The sequence below is a fragment of the Lysinibacillus sp. S1 genome (genome assembly GCF_044986265.1).
In the GTDB taxonomy this organism is placed as follows: Bacteria; Bacillota; Bacilli; order Bacillales_A; family Planococcaceae; genus Lysinibacillus; species Lysinibacillus capsici.
Window position 1 is genome coordinate 2,652,709 of sequence record NZ_CP173154.1, and the last position, 15,638, is coordinate 2,668,346.

General features: G+C 37.3%; 16 protein-coding genes and 1 tRNA gene. 2 read left to right on the forward strand and 15 right to left on the reverse strand.

The window, feature by feature from the left end; all coding sequences use genetic code 11:
- Window positions 1-2 precede the first annotated feature (2 nt).
- Both ACHZEU_RS13150 and ACHZEU_RS13155 read left to right on the forward strand, forming a co-directional pair.
- A tRNA-Glu gene (locus tag ACHZEU_RS13150) sits at window positions 3-74 on the forward strand.
- Between the two features lie 165 nt (window positions 75-239).
- Window positions 240-491, forward strand: coding sequence for a hypothetical protein (locus tag ACHZEU_RS13155; protein ID WP_048395329.1), 252 nt, complete (start codon window positions 240-242; stop codon window positions 489-491).
- An 85-nt stretch (window positions 492-576) separates the two neighbouring features.
- On the opposite strand, the gene ACHZEU_RS13160 is transcribed toward ACHZEU_RS13155, so the two are convergent.
- The 15 genes from ACHZEU_RS13160 to spoVG all read right to left on the reverse strand — a co-directional run bounded on the left by ACHZEU_RS13160 (window position 577) and on the right by spoVG (window position 15,505).
- The gene (locus ACHZEU_RS13160; protein WP_048395331.1) at window positions 577-1,014 is read right to left on the reverse strand and encodes a S1 domain-containing RNA-binding protein; all 438 of its coding nucleotides are present in this window, start codon (window positions 1,012-1,014) and stop codon (window positions 577-579) included.
- 134 nt (window positions 1,015-1,148) lie between these two features.
- Window positions 1,149-1,553: a septum formation initiator family protein gene (locus ACHZEU_RS13165; protein WP_048395333.1), complete on the reverse strand. Its 405-nt coding sequence runs from the start codon at window positions 1,551-1,553 to the stop codon at window positions 1,149-1,151.
- A gap of 17 nt (window positions 1,554-1,570) precedes the next feature.
- The gene (yabQ, locus tag ACHZEU_RS13170; protein WP_048395335.1) at window positions 1,571-2,062 is read right to left on the reverse strand and encodes a spore cortex biosynthesis protein YabQ; all 492 of its coding nucleotides are present in this window, start codon (window positions 2,060-2,062) and stop codon (window positions 1,571-1,573) included.
- Window positions 2,059-2,358, reverse strand: coding sequence for a sporulation protein YabP (gene yabP / locus ACHZEU_RS13175; RefSeq protein ID WP_004229167.1), 300 nt, complete (start codon window positions 2,356-2,358; stop codon window positions 2,059-2,061). Before yabP ends, yabQ begins: the two co-directional genes overlap by 4 nt.
- A 147-nt stretch (window positions 2,359-2,505) precedes the next feature.
- Window positions 2,506-2,796, reverse strand: a complete 291-nt coding sequence (locus ACHZEU_RS13180) for an RNA-binding S4 domain-containing protein (RefSeq protein ID WP_048395337.1) — start codon at window positions 2,794-2,796, stop codon at window positions 2,506-2,508.
- Window positions 2,797-2,800: 4 nt separating this feature from the next.
- A complete protein-coding gene (gene mazG, locus ACHZEU_RS13185; protein WP_054548592.1) occupies window positions 2,801-4,261 on the reverse strand; it encodes a nucleoside triphosphate pyrophosphohydrolase in 1,461 nt (486 codons plus the stop codon).
- Between the two features lie 8 nt (window positions 4,262-4,269).
- Entirely contained in the window at window positions 4,270-5,892 is a 1,623-nt protein-coding gene (locus ACHZEU_RS13190) for an oligosaccharide flippase family protein (RefSeq protein WP_404803481.1), read from the reverse strand.
- Window positions 5,893-6,050: 158 nt separating this feature from the next.
- Window positions 6,051-6,587, reverse strand: a complete 537-nt coding sequence (spoVT, locus tag ACHZEU_RS13195; protein ID WP_004229174.1) for a stage V sporulation protein T — start codon at window positions 6,585-6,587, stop codon at window positions 6,051-6,053.
- A 314-nt stretch (window positions 6,588-6,901) separates the two neighbouring features.
- Entirely contained in the window at window positions 6,902-10,414 is a 3,513-nt protein-coding gene (mfd, locus tag ACHZEU_RS13200; protein ID WP_404803483.1) for a transcription-repair coupling factor, read from the reverse strand.
- A gap of 140 nt (window positions 10,415-10,554) precedes the next feature.
- Window positions 10,555-10,782 carry an anti-sigma-F factor Fin gene (locus tag ACHZEU_RS13205; protein WP_016993788.1) on the reverse strand — a complete coding sequence of 76 codons (228 nt, stop codon included), beginning with the start codon at window positions 10,780-10,782 and terminating at the stop codon, window positions 10,555-10,557.
- A 241-nt stretch (window positions 10,783-11,023) separates the two neighbouring features.
- Complete coding sequence (gene pth, locus ACHZEU_RS13210) at window positions 11,024-11,590, reverse strand: aminoacyl-tRNA hydrolase (RefSeq protein WP_016993791.1); 567 nt, start codon at window positions 11,588-11,590, stop codon at window positions 11,024-11,026.
- Window positions 11,591-11,736: 146 nt separating this feature from the next.
- Window positions 11,737-12,333: a 50S ribosomal protein L25/general stress protein Ctc gene (locus ACHZEU_RS13215; RefSeq protein ID WP_404803484.1), complete on the reverse strand. Its 597-nt coding sequence runs from the start codon at window positions 12,331-12,333 to the stop codon at window positions 11,737-11,739.
- 253 nt (window positions 12,334-12,586) lie between these two features.
- Complete coding sequence (locus ACHZEU_RS13220; protein ID WP_404803485.1) at window positions 12,587-13,546, reverse strand: ribose-phosphate diphosphokinase; 960 nt, start codon at window positions 13,544-13,546, stop codon at window positions 12,587-12,589.
- Window positions 13,547-13,570: 24 nt separating this feature from the next.
- The gene (gene glmU, locus ACHZEU_RS13225; protein ID WP_103117249.1) at window positions 13,571-14,941 is read right to left on the reverse strand and encodes a bifunctional UDP-N-acetylglucosamine diphosphorylase/glucosamine-1-phosphate N-acetyltransferase GlmU; all 1,371 of its coding nucleotides are present in this window, start codon (window positions 14,939-14,941) and stop codon (window positions 13,571-13,573) included.
- Between the two features lie 261 nt (window positions 14,942-15,202).
- Entirely contained in the window at window positions 15,203-15,505 is a 303-nt protein-coding gene (spoVG, locus tag ACHZEU_RS13230) for a septation regulator SpoVG (RefSeq protein ID WP_048395448.1), read from the reverse strand.
- Window positions 15,506-15,638: the final 133 nt, after the last annotated feature.

Here is a 15,638-nt window from a genome sequence, read left to right on the forward strand (position 1 = left end):
TAGGCCCGTTGGTCAAGTGGTTAAGACACCGCCCTTTCACGGCGGTAACACGGGTTCGAATCCCGTACGGGTCATCTCAAATAGGTATCTCAGAACTAGATTCTGAGATACCTATTTTTAATTTATCCATCTATCTACTTCTTTGCAAATTCTATCCGTCCGCTTAAGTAAAGCTATGTGACAGAATATAAAAGTATGGCATACTAGTAAAAACAACGTTTTTAGGAGGTTTAATTCCCTTGAGTGCATTAACAAAAGCTGCTTTAATTTGTGGAAGTGGCTCAATGATTATTCTTATTTCAATTCTAATAAACTTACCGTTTTTTGTTCAAATAATCTTATTGCTTGGTGGACTAGCTGTGAGTGTTTATGGTGTTGCTTTACTTGTCAAAATGGTTATCCATCCTGTGAAGAAAGAATCCATTGGTCTTACCGATGAAAAAACGATAACACCCACAAAAAAGAAAAAGAGACCATCTTCTACTTTATAGGTATATTAAAAAAGGGAGTAGCTTTTAAAAAGCCACTCCCAACTCTATTTCATACACTTTTTCTACGATTAAAACAGTCAGCAAACTACCCTCTTCTAGCTCCGCGACCTCCGCGTTTTGATTCTGTAGCACGTTTAAGTGTTGCTAGACGTTCATCACTATCTTTTAAGAAGCGTGCCATTTTTTGCTCAAAATTTTCTTTTGGCTGGTGGCGTTCGTTGCGATCATTGGAACGATTATCACGACGTGGACGTGCTGGACGCTCTGGTCGCTCTGGTCTTTCAGCTTGAGGCTTTGCTTTACGGATTGAAAGACCAATCTTTCCGTCCGCTTCAACATTCATCACTTTTACTTCAACTTCATCTCCAACTTTTAGATGCTCATTGATATCTTTTACATAATTGTCAGCAACTTCACTAATGTGAACTAAGCCTGTTTTGCCATCTGGCAGCTCAACGAATGCTCCAAAATTTGTGATTCCTGTTACTTTACCTTGTACCTTGCTGCCTACTTCAATTGACATAAAAAAAATGCTCCTCCTTAAAAATTAAGCGACTCTTTTGAGCCATGTAATCAATTTAATCAAACTTTTTACTGCAATAAGCTTCTCTTTTCATTATATATAACAATAAAAGAGTGTCAACAATACATAGCTTTTCAGTCGTCTTTTTTATCTTCCTTATCTGGAATGATGAAAATAATCTCACCTTTTTCCGATAAGTAGTACTCTTTTCTTAATAGCTTTGCGATATATTCATCATCCTGCAATTGTTTGATTTTAAGATTTAATGTATCTTGTTCTTCTTTCAATTCAGTGAGATGCCGATTCGCTTCTTCTTTGGATTTCTCTTTTGCTGCTAATGTTTCATTCTGATGTGACAGCACATTTAAGAGAAGAGCAATAATAATGACTGGTACAATCGCAAAAAAGACAATACGACGCATCTTACGTTTTCGAGCCTGTTGTTTGCGATTTATAGCTCTATCCGTGTTACGGACATAGTCATTATCAAGCTTAGTGAAGTTTTGGGATTCATCATTTGATGAATGACGTCTAGTCATGTCCGCACCTCCGATAATTATTGTTGCTTTTTATTATACTTCAAATATCGTAATTTTTTAAAAAAAGTGTAGGACAAATACGAATAAATTTTGACAAAAGGTCTTATAACAAACATAACAATATTTATTAATAATTGCAAAATTTGTCGAATAACCGTAATTATGAAACGCACAATGAACCAAAAGGGTCTCCATGTTATATTCACCAAAATTCTAGCAACGAAACGTAAAAAGGTTTGAAAAAATGATTGATACAAAAAAATTCCGGCTATTTGCGCTAGCGGGTCGTAAGCCCGCCAAGCGCCATCTTTTAGCCAAAATAATAAATAGTATGTCAACCCTCCAAGTAGAATCCAAGTTATTAACTCAACAACCATCATCCACTTTCGAAGGCTTGACCTTTTTGGAGTTGAAAAAACAATAAGCCTTATACTATCAATTATGAAACCAACTGCTATACCGCTCAAAACCATGACAATTAATTGATAAAATTGTTCACTGACAATCATCCAAATAACTTATGAAGGAAACCTTTCGAGAAGCCACTTTCCTCCTCGTCGTACTGTAAGGTTTTTACAGTTCCTTCAAGTGTCAATAATCCTTTGTCAACATCTAAATGAACGATATGCAGTTCCTCTCCACGGATTAACAAGTGCCCTTGGGACGTCTTAATGAAAAACTCTTCCTGATCAAAGCGTTCAATTGATTTTACAGAAGTCATGTCCATTCTTTTACGATTACGAATCGTTAAAATATGCTCTCCAGATGGAATTGTGTAACGATTACTTTCTTGATGTAGCGTCATTTTTTTCCTCCTTTAGTCGTCCTAGCTTCTGTTCACTTTATGCGGACAACCTTCAAAGCATGACAACTTTATTTAAGTTGTATCATACTTTCACCTACAAAAAGAAAGGCGGAACAACAATAGGAGGGCTAGAAAATAAATTTAGCTTTAATCCTCATCATCAATAAATTCAGGCTCAATCTTTTCAAGTCGTTCTTCTTTCAAAATGGTAAACATTTTTGCTGCATCTTCTTTTTTCACAGTATCACGTATTTCTTCTACACGTGCCGTTACTATTTTTTGACCAAAACGGATAGCAAGCTCATCACCAGCTTTCACTGTACTACTTGCTTTTGCAATCTTTTCATTGATTGTAATACGTCCTTGATCGGCCACTTCTTTGGCTAAAGTACGGCGTTTTATTAAACGGGATACTTTTAAAAACTTATCTAATCTCATAATCTTACTCCTTTTCTAGTTGCTTTGCTTCATTCCAAAATGCATCTAATTGTTCTAATGTAAAATCGGAAAATGGTTTTCCACTTGCTTTTACCTGTTGCTCAACATAGCCGAAACGTCTTGCAAATTTCTCATTTGCATGTAGCATGGCTTCTTCTGGTGATAATTTATAGAAACGTGCTAAGTTTACTAATGTGAACAATACATCGCCAAATTCATCAAGACGGGACGCATTAGAGCCTTTCGTCACCTCATGGCGAAATTCCTGCCATTCCTCGGTAAATTTATCCCATGCTCCCTCCACATCTGGCCAATCAAAGCCCACTTTTGCAGCTCTTTTTTGATAATTGTAGGCTGTCTGTAATGCCGAAGATGCTCTATATTCTTCGTCTAATAAAGGTTTGTCGCTAGTTTCTTTTTCCTCAGCTTTAATAGCCTCCCAATTAGCCACGACATCATCTGCATCTTCTACTGCAACATCCCCAAAAACGTGCGGATGGCGGCGAATCATTTTTTTACTAATCGAAGCTAACACATCTTCAAGTGTAAAATAACCTTGATCTTCTCCAATTTGTGCATGCAAAAATACTTGTAACAACACATCACCAAGTTCCTCAATCATAGCAAAATCATCCTCAGCATCGACCGCAGCCAAGTATTCATGTGCTTCCTCAAGTAAATATTTTTTCAACGACTCATGTGTTTGCTTTTGATCCCAAGGACAGCCATTTGGACCTCTCAGCGTTGCAATGATTTGACGGAATGTTGTCCAATCTCTTAATGACTCCTCCTGTGATTTTACAGGTGGTACATAGACTGTTGTTAAATTATTTACTTCTACACTTTGATCGAGTTCATAGAGTGGCACTGTGACAATCTGTTCCTGTGAAGATCCAGCCGCTGTCACAACTGTCACAGGATACTCATCATCATATTTCTCCATCAACGTTAGCTTCACTTCTGATGCACTGAATGTATCGTATACTTGAGCGATCAAGATATGCTGACGCATGTTAATGTCATGCATTGAAAAGCTAGTACCATCAAGTAATTGAAAGCCTTCAATTGGATCTATTTTTAACGCACCAAAAATGGGATCTAAGAAACTCTGACCACCCTCAATGACTAGCTCAATTTTCCCTTCATTTGCGGCTGCAATAAGTAATTGCACTGTTTGCTCTGCAACTAGTGGATGCCCTGGCACAGCATACATAACATCCTCAACAGCGGTAGCTTCTATAAGAGAATCAGCTATTTCTGCATACACAGGTTGAAATGTATCGTGTTTTTCATAAACGTCGTCAAAACTTTCAAATCCCACACCCTCTGCTGCTAATTCCTCTAAAACCGGATGATCCACTGTTCGTACATATAATTTTTTAGCAGCCTTTAATTTTTTATAAACACCCATTTGCAGCTGATTAAAGTCACCTGCACCTAAACCAATAATTGTTAATGTATTCAATATTACACCTACTTCCTTGAATTTAGCCAAAGTTGGTAAACAGCCATTCTACGTCCAAACGGCAGTAAATACCATTCTTTTTCTATTAGTACTCTTTTCTTTGCAATAATTGTTAGCATAACAAACGCCCCAATAGATACTGCTGTCAAACCCGCCACCATGGCTATCATACGTGAAGACATCAAATGGTTTAACAAGGACGATACTAGCTGTAACCATATAAGAACGACGATTGTCATACTGAAGGAGGCTATACCTACTTTTTTATAAAATGCGCCTGAAGCTAATTGAATGCCAGTCAATGTTTTTAAATAAATAATTAGCAAGGTTGCTGTTAATAATAATCCTATATCATTTGCGATGGCAGCTCCTAGTACACCTAATCCACCAATTAAACGTACATTTAATATAATTTTTATTAGAAAACCGATTATGAGAAATAAAGCTGGTTTTTTTAATTTTCCATAGCCTTGTAAGATCGCTGTAAATGTAAGGATAATCGACAAAGGGACAATTTGAAATACATAGACAATCAATACTTCCGATAAGGAATTGGTTTTAAAAAGCATTTCATTTAAATAAGGCATAACTAGCATTAAGCCTAGTGCAGCAGACCAGCCGAACAGGACGGATGCTTTGTATGTTAATTGTATGAATGGTACTGCACTACGTCCCGCTTGTTTTTTCGACAAATGGGCGACAAGTGGCACAATGGCCAACGACAATGAGGATGCAATGACAACACCTAGTTGAACTAACGGTTGTCCTCGATCATAAATACCCTTCGTTTCCTTTGCAATTGTAGGAGTCATGCCATTATCAATTAATGAAGAATAGATTGTAAATGAATCGACCAATTGATAGCCAAGTAGTAGTAGACCACTCATACTGACACTCAAGCTGAGCCAAGTGACCTCTTTAATGATAGGTAAACTTGGATTACGTTGTAGATGTTGTTTAACTTGCTGTAGACCAAATCGTTTATATGAGATATAAGCAAGTAATAGCAAGGCTGTAATTTCTCCAATTACTGTACCGATAACAGCTATTTTTCCTGCACCATAAAGAGATTTAGTCGTTGTCATAATAAGAAAGGTACCTGCTAATATGACAGTTACTCTCACTGCTTGTTCAAGTACTTGGGCATAAGCAATAGGCTCCATAATTGCTCTAGATTGAAAGCTACCTTTTAAAATAGCCAGCGCCGGCATAACCAATACTACTAAGGAGCCTGTACGAATAAGTGGTGCTAATTGAATATCTCCCATTAAATGGGCAATCTTTTCAGCACCTCCAAATAAAATGGCAAAAAACAGTAGTGATAATACCGTTAAATACCTGAAAACTACCTGTGTTATAGTGCGACGTCTTTCATCACGTTCTATTGTATCAACAATACAATCATTGTCTGCAAGCATTTTAGAAATGGCTATAGCAAAGCCACTAGATGTCCAAACAACGAAGATTGAAATAACTGGATATACCTGCTGATAGATATAAAAGCCTTCATCACCTACTAGATTTTGAAAAGGCACACGGTAAATGGCACTAAGAACTTTTACAATAAGGGCTGCTATCGTCAATAAGGCGGCACCCTTCATGTAGCTTTTCATACCAAAACGTTGCGACATAAATTGCCCTCTTTCCTTCTTAACAATGCCAATAGTATAGCATATCTCAAAAGTTTGACGTGCAAGGTGGCACTACTGTTCCTATAATGATTCATCCTTATGTACGCAAAAAAGTTATTGTTCAGCCTTAAAGGTCATCGCAATAACTTTTCCATGCATTAACTATTCATTTGTTTTGCTAAGAAGTTTGCAGCTGTTTCCACTACTTTGACTTCTACCTCACCAACAAAGTGTACTTTAGACAAGACGATAATACAGCCTATTGGGTCACCATTCACCATAATAGGTGTCGCACAATATGATTTTACTTGCTCATATTGTCCAGGGACAATTTCAATCGTTGTCTCCATTTTTTCTATTTTTGTGGAGCGTTCGTCCATAAAGCTTTCCGCAAAGGACGTAATGCGACGATTTATATATTCCTTTTTCCCTATCCCTGCAACAGCGATTACTTCATCACGGTCAGTGACAAATGCTGGTGTGCCCATCGTTTCATAAAGTGTTTCAACATATTCTCTTGCAAATTCCCCCAAATCATTGATGGGAGAATATTTCTTTAAAATGACTTCGCCTTCACGGTCCGTATAAATTTCAAGCGGGTCGCCTTCACGAATACGTAGCGTCCTACGAATTTCTTTTGGAATAACTACACGCCCTAAATCATCAATACGACGAACAATTCCTGTTGCCTTCATTCTAATGCCTCGCTTTCGCTACAATGAAATTTTAATTCAATGATAGTATGGTTTTTATTTGAGCAATCTATGCAAAAACTGAAGAAAAAGGATTTCACAACCATCAATCAATTTTTTTCAAAAAACGGTATTACATCAATCAACTCTTTATTAGATTACCCAAGGTATAAGTTTCTATAATTAATTCATAAAAAATATTGGAAAAAATCAATTATTCCTGTGAGCAAATATGTTAGAGATGATGATTACTGAAGCAACATGAAAAAGGCTAATCTTATCTTTTATGGTAAAAGATAAGATTAGCCTTTTAACTACTATTGCTGCTTTTTTGCTTTATCAATAATTTGCATTAGCTCTTCCAACATATCAAAGGGTTGATATTTCCCACTCTTGCGTTCATCTATTGTTAATTTTAACTGCATGCCATCCATACCAAAACCAACAGCACGCTCGAATTTCATCGATTCTTCAATAATCTTACTGCCATCGACACTTGCCGTCCCTTGTTCTGACAATAGTATTGTAATAAGTTTTTGCTTCTCCTTTACAGATACTACTCCCGCACCTAAGCCCCAAACTTTCATTCGTGCTATTCGAAGTAAACGCTCTGTTTCAATTGGAAGATCGCCAAATCGATCCTCTAATTCCTCCATGATTTCGTCATACTCCTCCACCTGATCCATGGCTTTAATTCTTTTATACATTTGGATCTTTTGATAACCATCTGGAATGTAAGCGTCTGGAATATAAGCATCAATACTCAGCAAAATTTCTATATCTGGCTTTTCTTCTTTTTTCACGCCTGTTTGACGTTCCGCGATGGCATCCTGAAGCATTTGTGAATATAAATCAAAGCCAACTGAATCAATAAAGCCATGTTGCTGCGCTCCAAGTAAGTTTCCTGCACCTCGAATAGATAAATCTCGCATCGCAATTTTAAAGCCTGAGCCAAGCTCTGTAAATTCTTTAATTGCTTGTAAACGTTGCTCTGCTACATCTGTCAGAACTTTGTCGCGTTGGTACATAAAATACGCATAGGCTACTCTGTTAGAACGTCCAACGCGACCGCGTAATTGGTAGAGCTGGGCTAAGCCCATACGATCAGCATCATGGACAATTAACGTATTTACATTCGGTATATCGACACCTGTCTCGATAATTGTTGTCGTGACAAGCACATCATAATCACCCTCTAAAAAGGCTAAAATCACTGATTCTAGCTCTGACTCAGTCATTTTTCCATGAGCAAAGCCTATACGTGCTTCAGGGACGAGTACTTGAATCTCCTCAACCCTTCGAGCCATATCCTCAACCCGATTATATAAATAAAATACTTGTCCGCCACGTGCCATTTCCCTCTCAATAGCTTCTCGTACTAATGCCCCGCTGTGCTCCATCACATATGTTTGAACTGGGAAGCGATTAGCAGGAGGCGTTTCAATAACAGATAAATCTCGGACCCCTACCATGGACATATGAAGTGTCCTTGGGATAGGTGTAGCTGTTAAAGTTAAGACATCGACATTTGTCTTTAACTGCTTAATTTTTTCCTTATGCGTCACACCAAAGCGTTGCTCTTCATCCACAATTAGCAGACCAAGGTCTTGGAAAATTAAATCTTTAGATAAAATACGGTGTGTTCCAATAACTATATCGACTCGGCCTTCTTTTAAGCCCTTTAATGTGGCTGTTTGCTCTTTTTTCGAACGGAAGCGAGATAACAATCCAACATTAATGGCGAAATCCTGAAAGCGCTCACGAATTGTCTCATAGTGTTGCTGAGCCAAGATAGTAGTAGGGACAAGGAATGCCACTTGCTTTCCATCTTGAATAGCCTTAAATGCGGCACGAATGGCTACCTCTGTTTTACCATAGCCTACATCGCCACAGACTAAACGATCCATAGGGCGTTCACGTTCCATATCTCGTTTTACTTCAACAATTGAACGTAGCTGATCCTCTGTTTCCTCATAAGGGAACATCGCTTCAAAATTACGTTGGTCGTCGTTATCAGGTGTAAAAGCATGACCTTTCTCTGCTTCACGCTTTGCATACAGCTTTATTAAATCATCTGCAATATCCTGTACAGCAGAGGATACCTTCGCTTTAGCCTTTTTCCACTCTGCTCCACCTAATTTATGTAGCTTTGGTTCACGATCCTCTGACGCCACATATTTTTGGATTAAGTCTATTTGCTCTACAGGGACATATAATTTATCGTCTGCACGATATCGTATGTGCAGGTAATCCTTATGTGTACCATTAACCTCTAATGTCTCTACACCGATGTATTTACCAATCCCATGATGAACATGCACAACATAATCACCTGGCTTAATTTCCGTATAACTTTTAATACGTTCAGCATTAGTCATTTTTTGTGTACGTGCTTTTTTCTTTGCCTGCTGTTTAAAGAGCTCGTCTTCTGTTACAATTGCTAAACGCTGTAGAGGCAATTCAAAGCCACTCGACAAACCACCATCTACAATATAAATACCAGGTTCTGTCGGCTCACCTATCGCCGTATGAATATCGTACTCTTCAAGCATTTGCTGAACCCTTTTTACTCGTTCTTTATCCCTTGCTATGATTAGAACTGTAAATTTGCCAAGTAACCAGCGTTCAACCTCACTTTGAAGCAAGGACATTTGTCCATGAAATTGCTGCATTGGTTTGCAAGAAAAGTTAGTTGTTTTATTAAACGTAATCCCTGCAAATGTTCGCGAAAATAATGAAAATGAAAGCTTTTGTTGTGACAACATCGCCAATATTTCTTTTAATGAGAAGGCGGGTTTGACATCATGAACCATTTTTCCCTCTTCGATTAAAGATAAAAACCATTCATCTTCTTCACGTTCCCATGCATCCATTACCTCTTGAATACGTCCAAGCTCGTCAAAAAGTACAATACCATCATGTTCAAAGTAATCTCCCAAAAAGGCTGTTTTATCGTATAATAATGAGCCATATTTGTTTACATAATCAGGTAAATTTCCTTGCTGTAGCAATTCAATATCATATTGAATATGCTGATACAGAAGTTCCTTTGTCTCCTGCTTTTTTACCTTCTTTAGACTGGCTGCTAATGCCACTTCTAAACGGCCTGCTAATGCCTGTCTTTCTGATTTAGTAAGAATGACCTCTGAAGCAGGAAGAATACGAATTTTTTGTAATTTATCAATAGAACGTTGGTCATCTGCTGAAAATGTTCGTATGGAATCAACCTCTGTGTCAAATAATTCAATACGAATAGGTGATTCCAAATAAGGTGGATAAATATCTAAAATCCCCCCACGCAACGCAAACTCTCCAGGTGATGTCACCATTGAATTCCGTACATAACCCATCTCTACTAATGTTTGTAACCACATCTCAATTTCAATATCTTCGCCTACGGCTGTTTGTAAAAAATAATGTAGCCAGTGTTCCTTAGGCTGCATTATTTTACGTAAACCAGCCACAGGTATTACATATATGGCTTTCTCACCTCTAGCTAAGCAATCAAGCGTCGCAATCCGCTCCGCGCGAAGTTCTGGTGAAGCTACAGAAAGATCGGCTGCAATAAATTCATCTGCTGGGTAATAATGAACATGTTCTTCACCTAACAATCCAGCAAGCTCATCAACCATTTTTTGTGCCTGCAATAGATTAGGAGAGATAATATAGATTGGCTTCTTTACATATTCAAATAACACATCGACCATTACGGGGCGTGCGCTTCCTGTTAAACCTGTAATAAGCTGTGATGCAGTTTGACCGCTCTGAATTTCCTTTAAAAATGATGTAATATGTTTATCTTGCGACACAAGCTGTCGTAAAACCTCCACAGTCAAAAGCTCCTTTCAGCATAAATTCTATATTTTTATTTCTATTATTCTAGTGTTATTTTACATATCTCTATTAATGGCTGTTTTATGAAATGGAAAAAGCCTTGAACACACATAAGTGTGTCAAAGCATCCTTCCAATTATTGAATCCATTTATTGAGTGCGTGATAATCTGGATATTGTCTCAGCGAATCCTCACATTGCTCACAAATGCAGTGCACAGTCGTTTGACCATGTTGATCTTTCTCAACATAATCATCCGCTTCTCCCAATTCGAAAATATGCAACTTTCGAATTGTATCATCTGCATCAAATGGTAGTGTCCCTATTTCTACTTCACAATGCCGACATCGATAGCGAACTGACATCTCCAAATCATCCTCCTTTAAGCATCTTTCTACTTAAAGTATAGACATTTATAAAAAGGATTATGCACTTTTCACTGTCATCCTCATTGCAATAACTTAAAAATTAGAGAATTAATTTTTACCTGTAGCTAAGACTATTCACTACAAGTATTAGCTGTAATAATAGTGTAAGGCAGCTCATTACTCACCTTACACCATGCCAATTATCCAAAAACTTTAACAGAAATTTTATTACTTCCATCTATTTGCTTGCGTTAAAGTGATTCATCACATCAAGAAACGGCTTTGAAAGAGATGCTTCAACAGCGTTTACAGAATTTACAATGGCGTCTTGCATAAGAACTTGGTCTTCCTTCGAAAATTTAGCTAAGACATAGTCTGCTACCTTCATGCCCGCTGGCGGGCGATTAATGCCCACTCGAATACGATTAAATTCCTGAGTGCCTAAATGTTGAATTAATGATTTAATGCCGTTATGACCACCTGCACTCCCTTTTTGTCGCAGACGTAATTTACCTGTCTCTAAATCCAAGTCATCATAAATGACAATTAAATCTTCTACCTCTATGTCAAAATAGTCCATTAGAGGACCAACACATTCCCCTGATAAATTCATATATGTTAATGGTTTAACAAGTAGAACCTTTCCTTCTGGTCGATGTACAGTTGTGTACATCCCGTTAAATTTTGAATTTGTTAAAGGTGTTCCCCATTTTTCTGCTAACGCATCAATAACATCAAAGCCAATATTATGTCTTGTATGCTCATAAGGTTTACCTGGGTTTCCTAAACCAACGATAATTTTCATAAGTACCTCTCTTCTTTCAAATCTAATAGTCATTATTTTACCATATAGCATGCCTAGAAAGCATTTTGTACAATTGTTAAAAGGCATAAAAAATAAGGCTAACAAGAAAGCTATAGCCTTCTTATTAGCCTTAAGCGTATTTATTTTTATACTGAATCTTGCCCTTCTTCATTTTCTGTAGTCTCTTCCTCTACAGAAACAGGCGCCACAATGGTTACTAACATATAATCATCTTCACTAATAATTTCAACAGATGTAGCATCGCGAATATCTGCTACTGTTAGGGATTCCCCAATTTTCAACGATGAAATGTCCACATCAATTGATTCGGGTAACTCTGTTGGCTTTACTTTAACTTTTAATTCTAAGTTAGGCTGCATTAAAATACCGCCCTCACTCACACCAACTGACTGTCCAAGTAATTTAATCGGGACATCAGCTTCTAGCTCTTCCGCCATATTAATGGCTAAAAAGTCAATATGATTTACTTCATCTTTCAATGAACATTGCTGTATCTCTGACACAACAGCATTCACCTTTTTCCCCTCTAACTCTAGCGAAAACACACTATTTTGCCCATTTTTTTGAATGGACTTTTTAAAATCTTTTGCAGCAATAGAAATTGGGGTTGAATCTACTTTGTAGCCGTAAATAACTGCAGGAATGGCTCCCCCTTTTCTAAGTTGGGTTAATGTTGAACGATGCCCAGTTTCGCGCTTTGTAACACTTAATACTGTACTCATACTTCTTTATTCCCCTTCCAAGAAAATTATTTACGCCTCAACAATAATTCGTTGTAGGCTATGATAATACTTAGCTCTATTTGTTTAAGGTAGAGTAAATATTATTAAGACACATTATTATTATACCCCTTTGTGAGAAGGCTCACACATAAAACACTCATCTATTTCTTCGTCTTGATGAAATAGTGTCCAATTTATATAGAAAAGACCAATCTACTCAAAGAGTAGATTGGTCTTAGACTTACAATATTTATTAATCAAATAGAGTACTTACAGATTTATTTTCATAAACGCGAGAGATAGCATCCGCCATTAATTTAGCTACAGAAAGCTCTGTAATTTTTGGAGATTTTTTCTCGTCTGAAAGCTGAATTGTATTTGTCACCACTAATTCTTTAATAGCAGATTTTTCAATACGTTCAATTGCTGGACCAGATAATACAGGGTGTGAACAGCAAGCGTAAACTTCTTTTGCACCAGCAGCACGTAACGCATCTGCCCCAATTGTAATTGTACCTGCTGTATCAATAATATCATCAATCAAGATTGCCACTTTACCATCAACATTACCAACAATGTTCATCACTTCCGCAACGTTTGGTTTCGGACGACGTTTGTCAATAATTGCAATCGGTGCTTTTAATCGTTCAGCCATTTTACGAGCACGTGTTACCCCACCATGATCTGGTGAAACAATAACGATCTCATCTCCTGGAATACCTTTAGATTTGAAGTAATCAGATAGTAATGGTACTGCCATTAAGTGGTCGATTAGGATATCGAAGAACCCTTGGATTTGAGGTGCGTGTAAATCTAATACGATAACACGTGTTGCACCAGCAGTTTCAAGTAGGTTTGCCACTAATTTAGCTGTAATTGGCTCGCGCGCTTTTGCTTTACGATCTTGGCGTGCATAACCATAATAAGGCATTACAACGTTTACTGTACGAGCAGATGCACGTTTAACTGCATCTACCATAATTAAAAGCTCCATTAAATGTTCGTTTACAGGTGCAGAAGTAGACTGCACGATAAACACATCACAACCTCGAATACTTTCTTCAATGCTAATTTGAATCTCTCCATCACTGAAGTGCTTAACAGAAGATTTACCTAATTCTACGCCCATTTCCTGCGCAATTTCTTGAGCTAATGGATTATTAGAGTTAAGTGAAAATATTTTTAATTGTGAGTTTGCATAATGATACGGCATGATGGCCTCCTGTTTAGTTGATAATTATTTTGAATTTAATTTGCTTACATAATTCGGTTTGTTTTCTTGTCTTGCACGAGCTATGGCAAGTGCATCTTCAGGAACTTCTTTTGTAATTGTAGAACCTGCTGCAATAAATGAACCTTTTCCAACTTTCACTGGCGCTACTAAGTTAGTATTACATCCTACAAATACATCATCTTCAATAATTGTTTTGAACTTGTTTTTTCCATCATAGTTTACTGTAATGGAACCACAACCAATATTGACGTTACTACCGATCTCAGCATCGCCAATATAACTTAAATGTGAAACTTTCGAGCCGTTATCTAGCTTGCTTTTCTTCACTTCTACAAAGTTACCAATTTTGACATGACTACCGATGTCTGAAAGTGGTCGAATATGAGCAAATGGCCCAATAGCAGTATCCTCTGCAATAGCGCTTTCACGGACAACTGAAGAATGTATAGTTGTACGATCACCAACGCGGCTATCTATGATTTGAGTGTTTGGCCCGATAATGCAATCTTCACCGATCACAGTAGCACCTTCAATCATTGAGCCAGGTTGAATCACCGTATCACGCCCAATAACTGCATCTGCACTAATATGCGTTGTTTCAGGATGGATAATTGTTACACCATTCCGCATATGCTTCTCGTTGATTCTTGTACGCATTAATGTCTCGGCTTGTGATAAAGCCACGCGATCGTTAACACCTAGTGTTTCTTCAAAATCATCAGTGACATATGCTTCAACAATGTCACCTTGCTTTTGTAAAATTTCAATGACATCTGGTAAATAGTATTCACCTTGAGCATTATCATTTTTCACAAGCTTCAATGTTTCAAATAATAATTTGTTATCAAAGCAATATGTGCCTGTGTTTATTTCTTTTACTAATTGCTGCTCTGCTGAAGCATCCTTTTGTTCAACAATTTGCTCCACCTGTCCGTTACTGCCACGTAATATACGGCCATAGCCAGTTGGATTTTCAGCAATTGCAGTTAAAATAGTTGCTTTAGCATTCTTTGCTTGATGATGTTCGAATAGAGCTTGCATCGTTTCAGGACGAATTAGTGGTGTATCTCCACATACAACTAATGTTGTACCTTCTTCATTACCTAAAATGGCCTCTGCTTGTTGCACAGCGTGCGCTGTACCTAGTTGTTCAGCCTGCAGCACATACTCACTTTTATCACCAAGCTGTTGTTGCACTTTTTCAGCACCATGTCCGACAACCGTTACAATGCGATTCACATCTAACGTCTGAATATGATCCACCACATGTTGTACCATTGGTTTCCCACATACTGGATGGAGCACTTTATATAATTTGGACTTCATACGTGTACCTTGACCTGCAGCCAAAATGACAGCAAAAATATTGCTCATCTGTAAGTCCTCCAATACGCTCATTTTCTCTTATGACTATATAGCAAAATTCATCTATTTTCAAGGCATGTAGAGTTGACAAAAACATGAATTCCTAAATCCAATGCACCTTATGCTCGAATGTCATGAAGTATATCCTGAAATTGCTCATATTATCTTTTTATCAAAATAAAAAGAACCCTTCCAACTAGAAGAGTTCTTCCTATCTTTTTTACCGTAAGTTTGTAACATATCCTTAAAAAGTAAGTTATTTACTATTTATTACACACCGATTCCCTCTAATTCTTCTTCTTTACCAGCTTCCTCTATTTCACTAGAGTTATGATACTCGTTTAAAATGATCTCCTGAATTTTATTTCGAGTATCAGAATTAATTGGATGAGCAATATCTCTAAATTCCCCATCTGGTGTTCGTTTACTAGGCATAGCTACAAATAAACCAGTATTTCCATCAATGACACGAATATCGTGAACAACAAACTCATTATCAAGTGTAATGGAAGCAATCGCACGCATGCGACCATCCGTCTGTACCCGACGTAATCTCACATCAGTAACTTCCATTTTCTCACCACCTCTCTTCTTGGATGCCTAAATGAAAATATTATATTCTCAATTACCGAATATTTTCCTTTTCATAGTCTATCAAATTTTCTAAAAAATTTGAATACTTATTAGAATAATATTTTTTCTTATA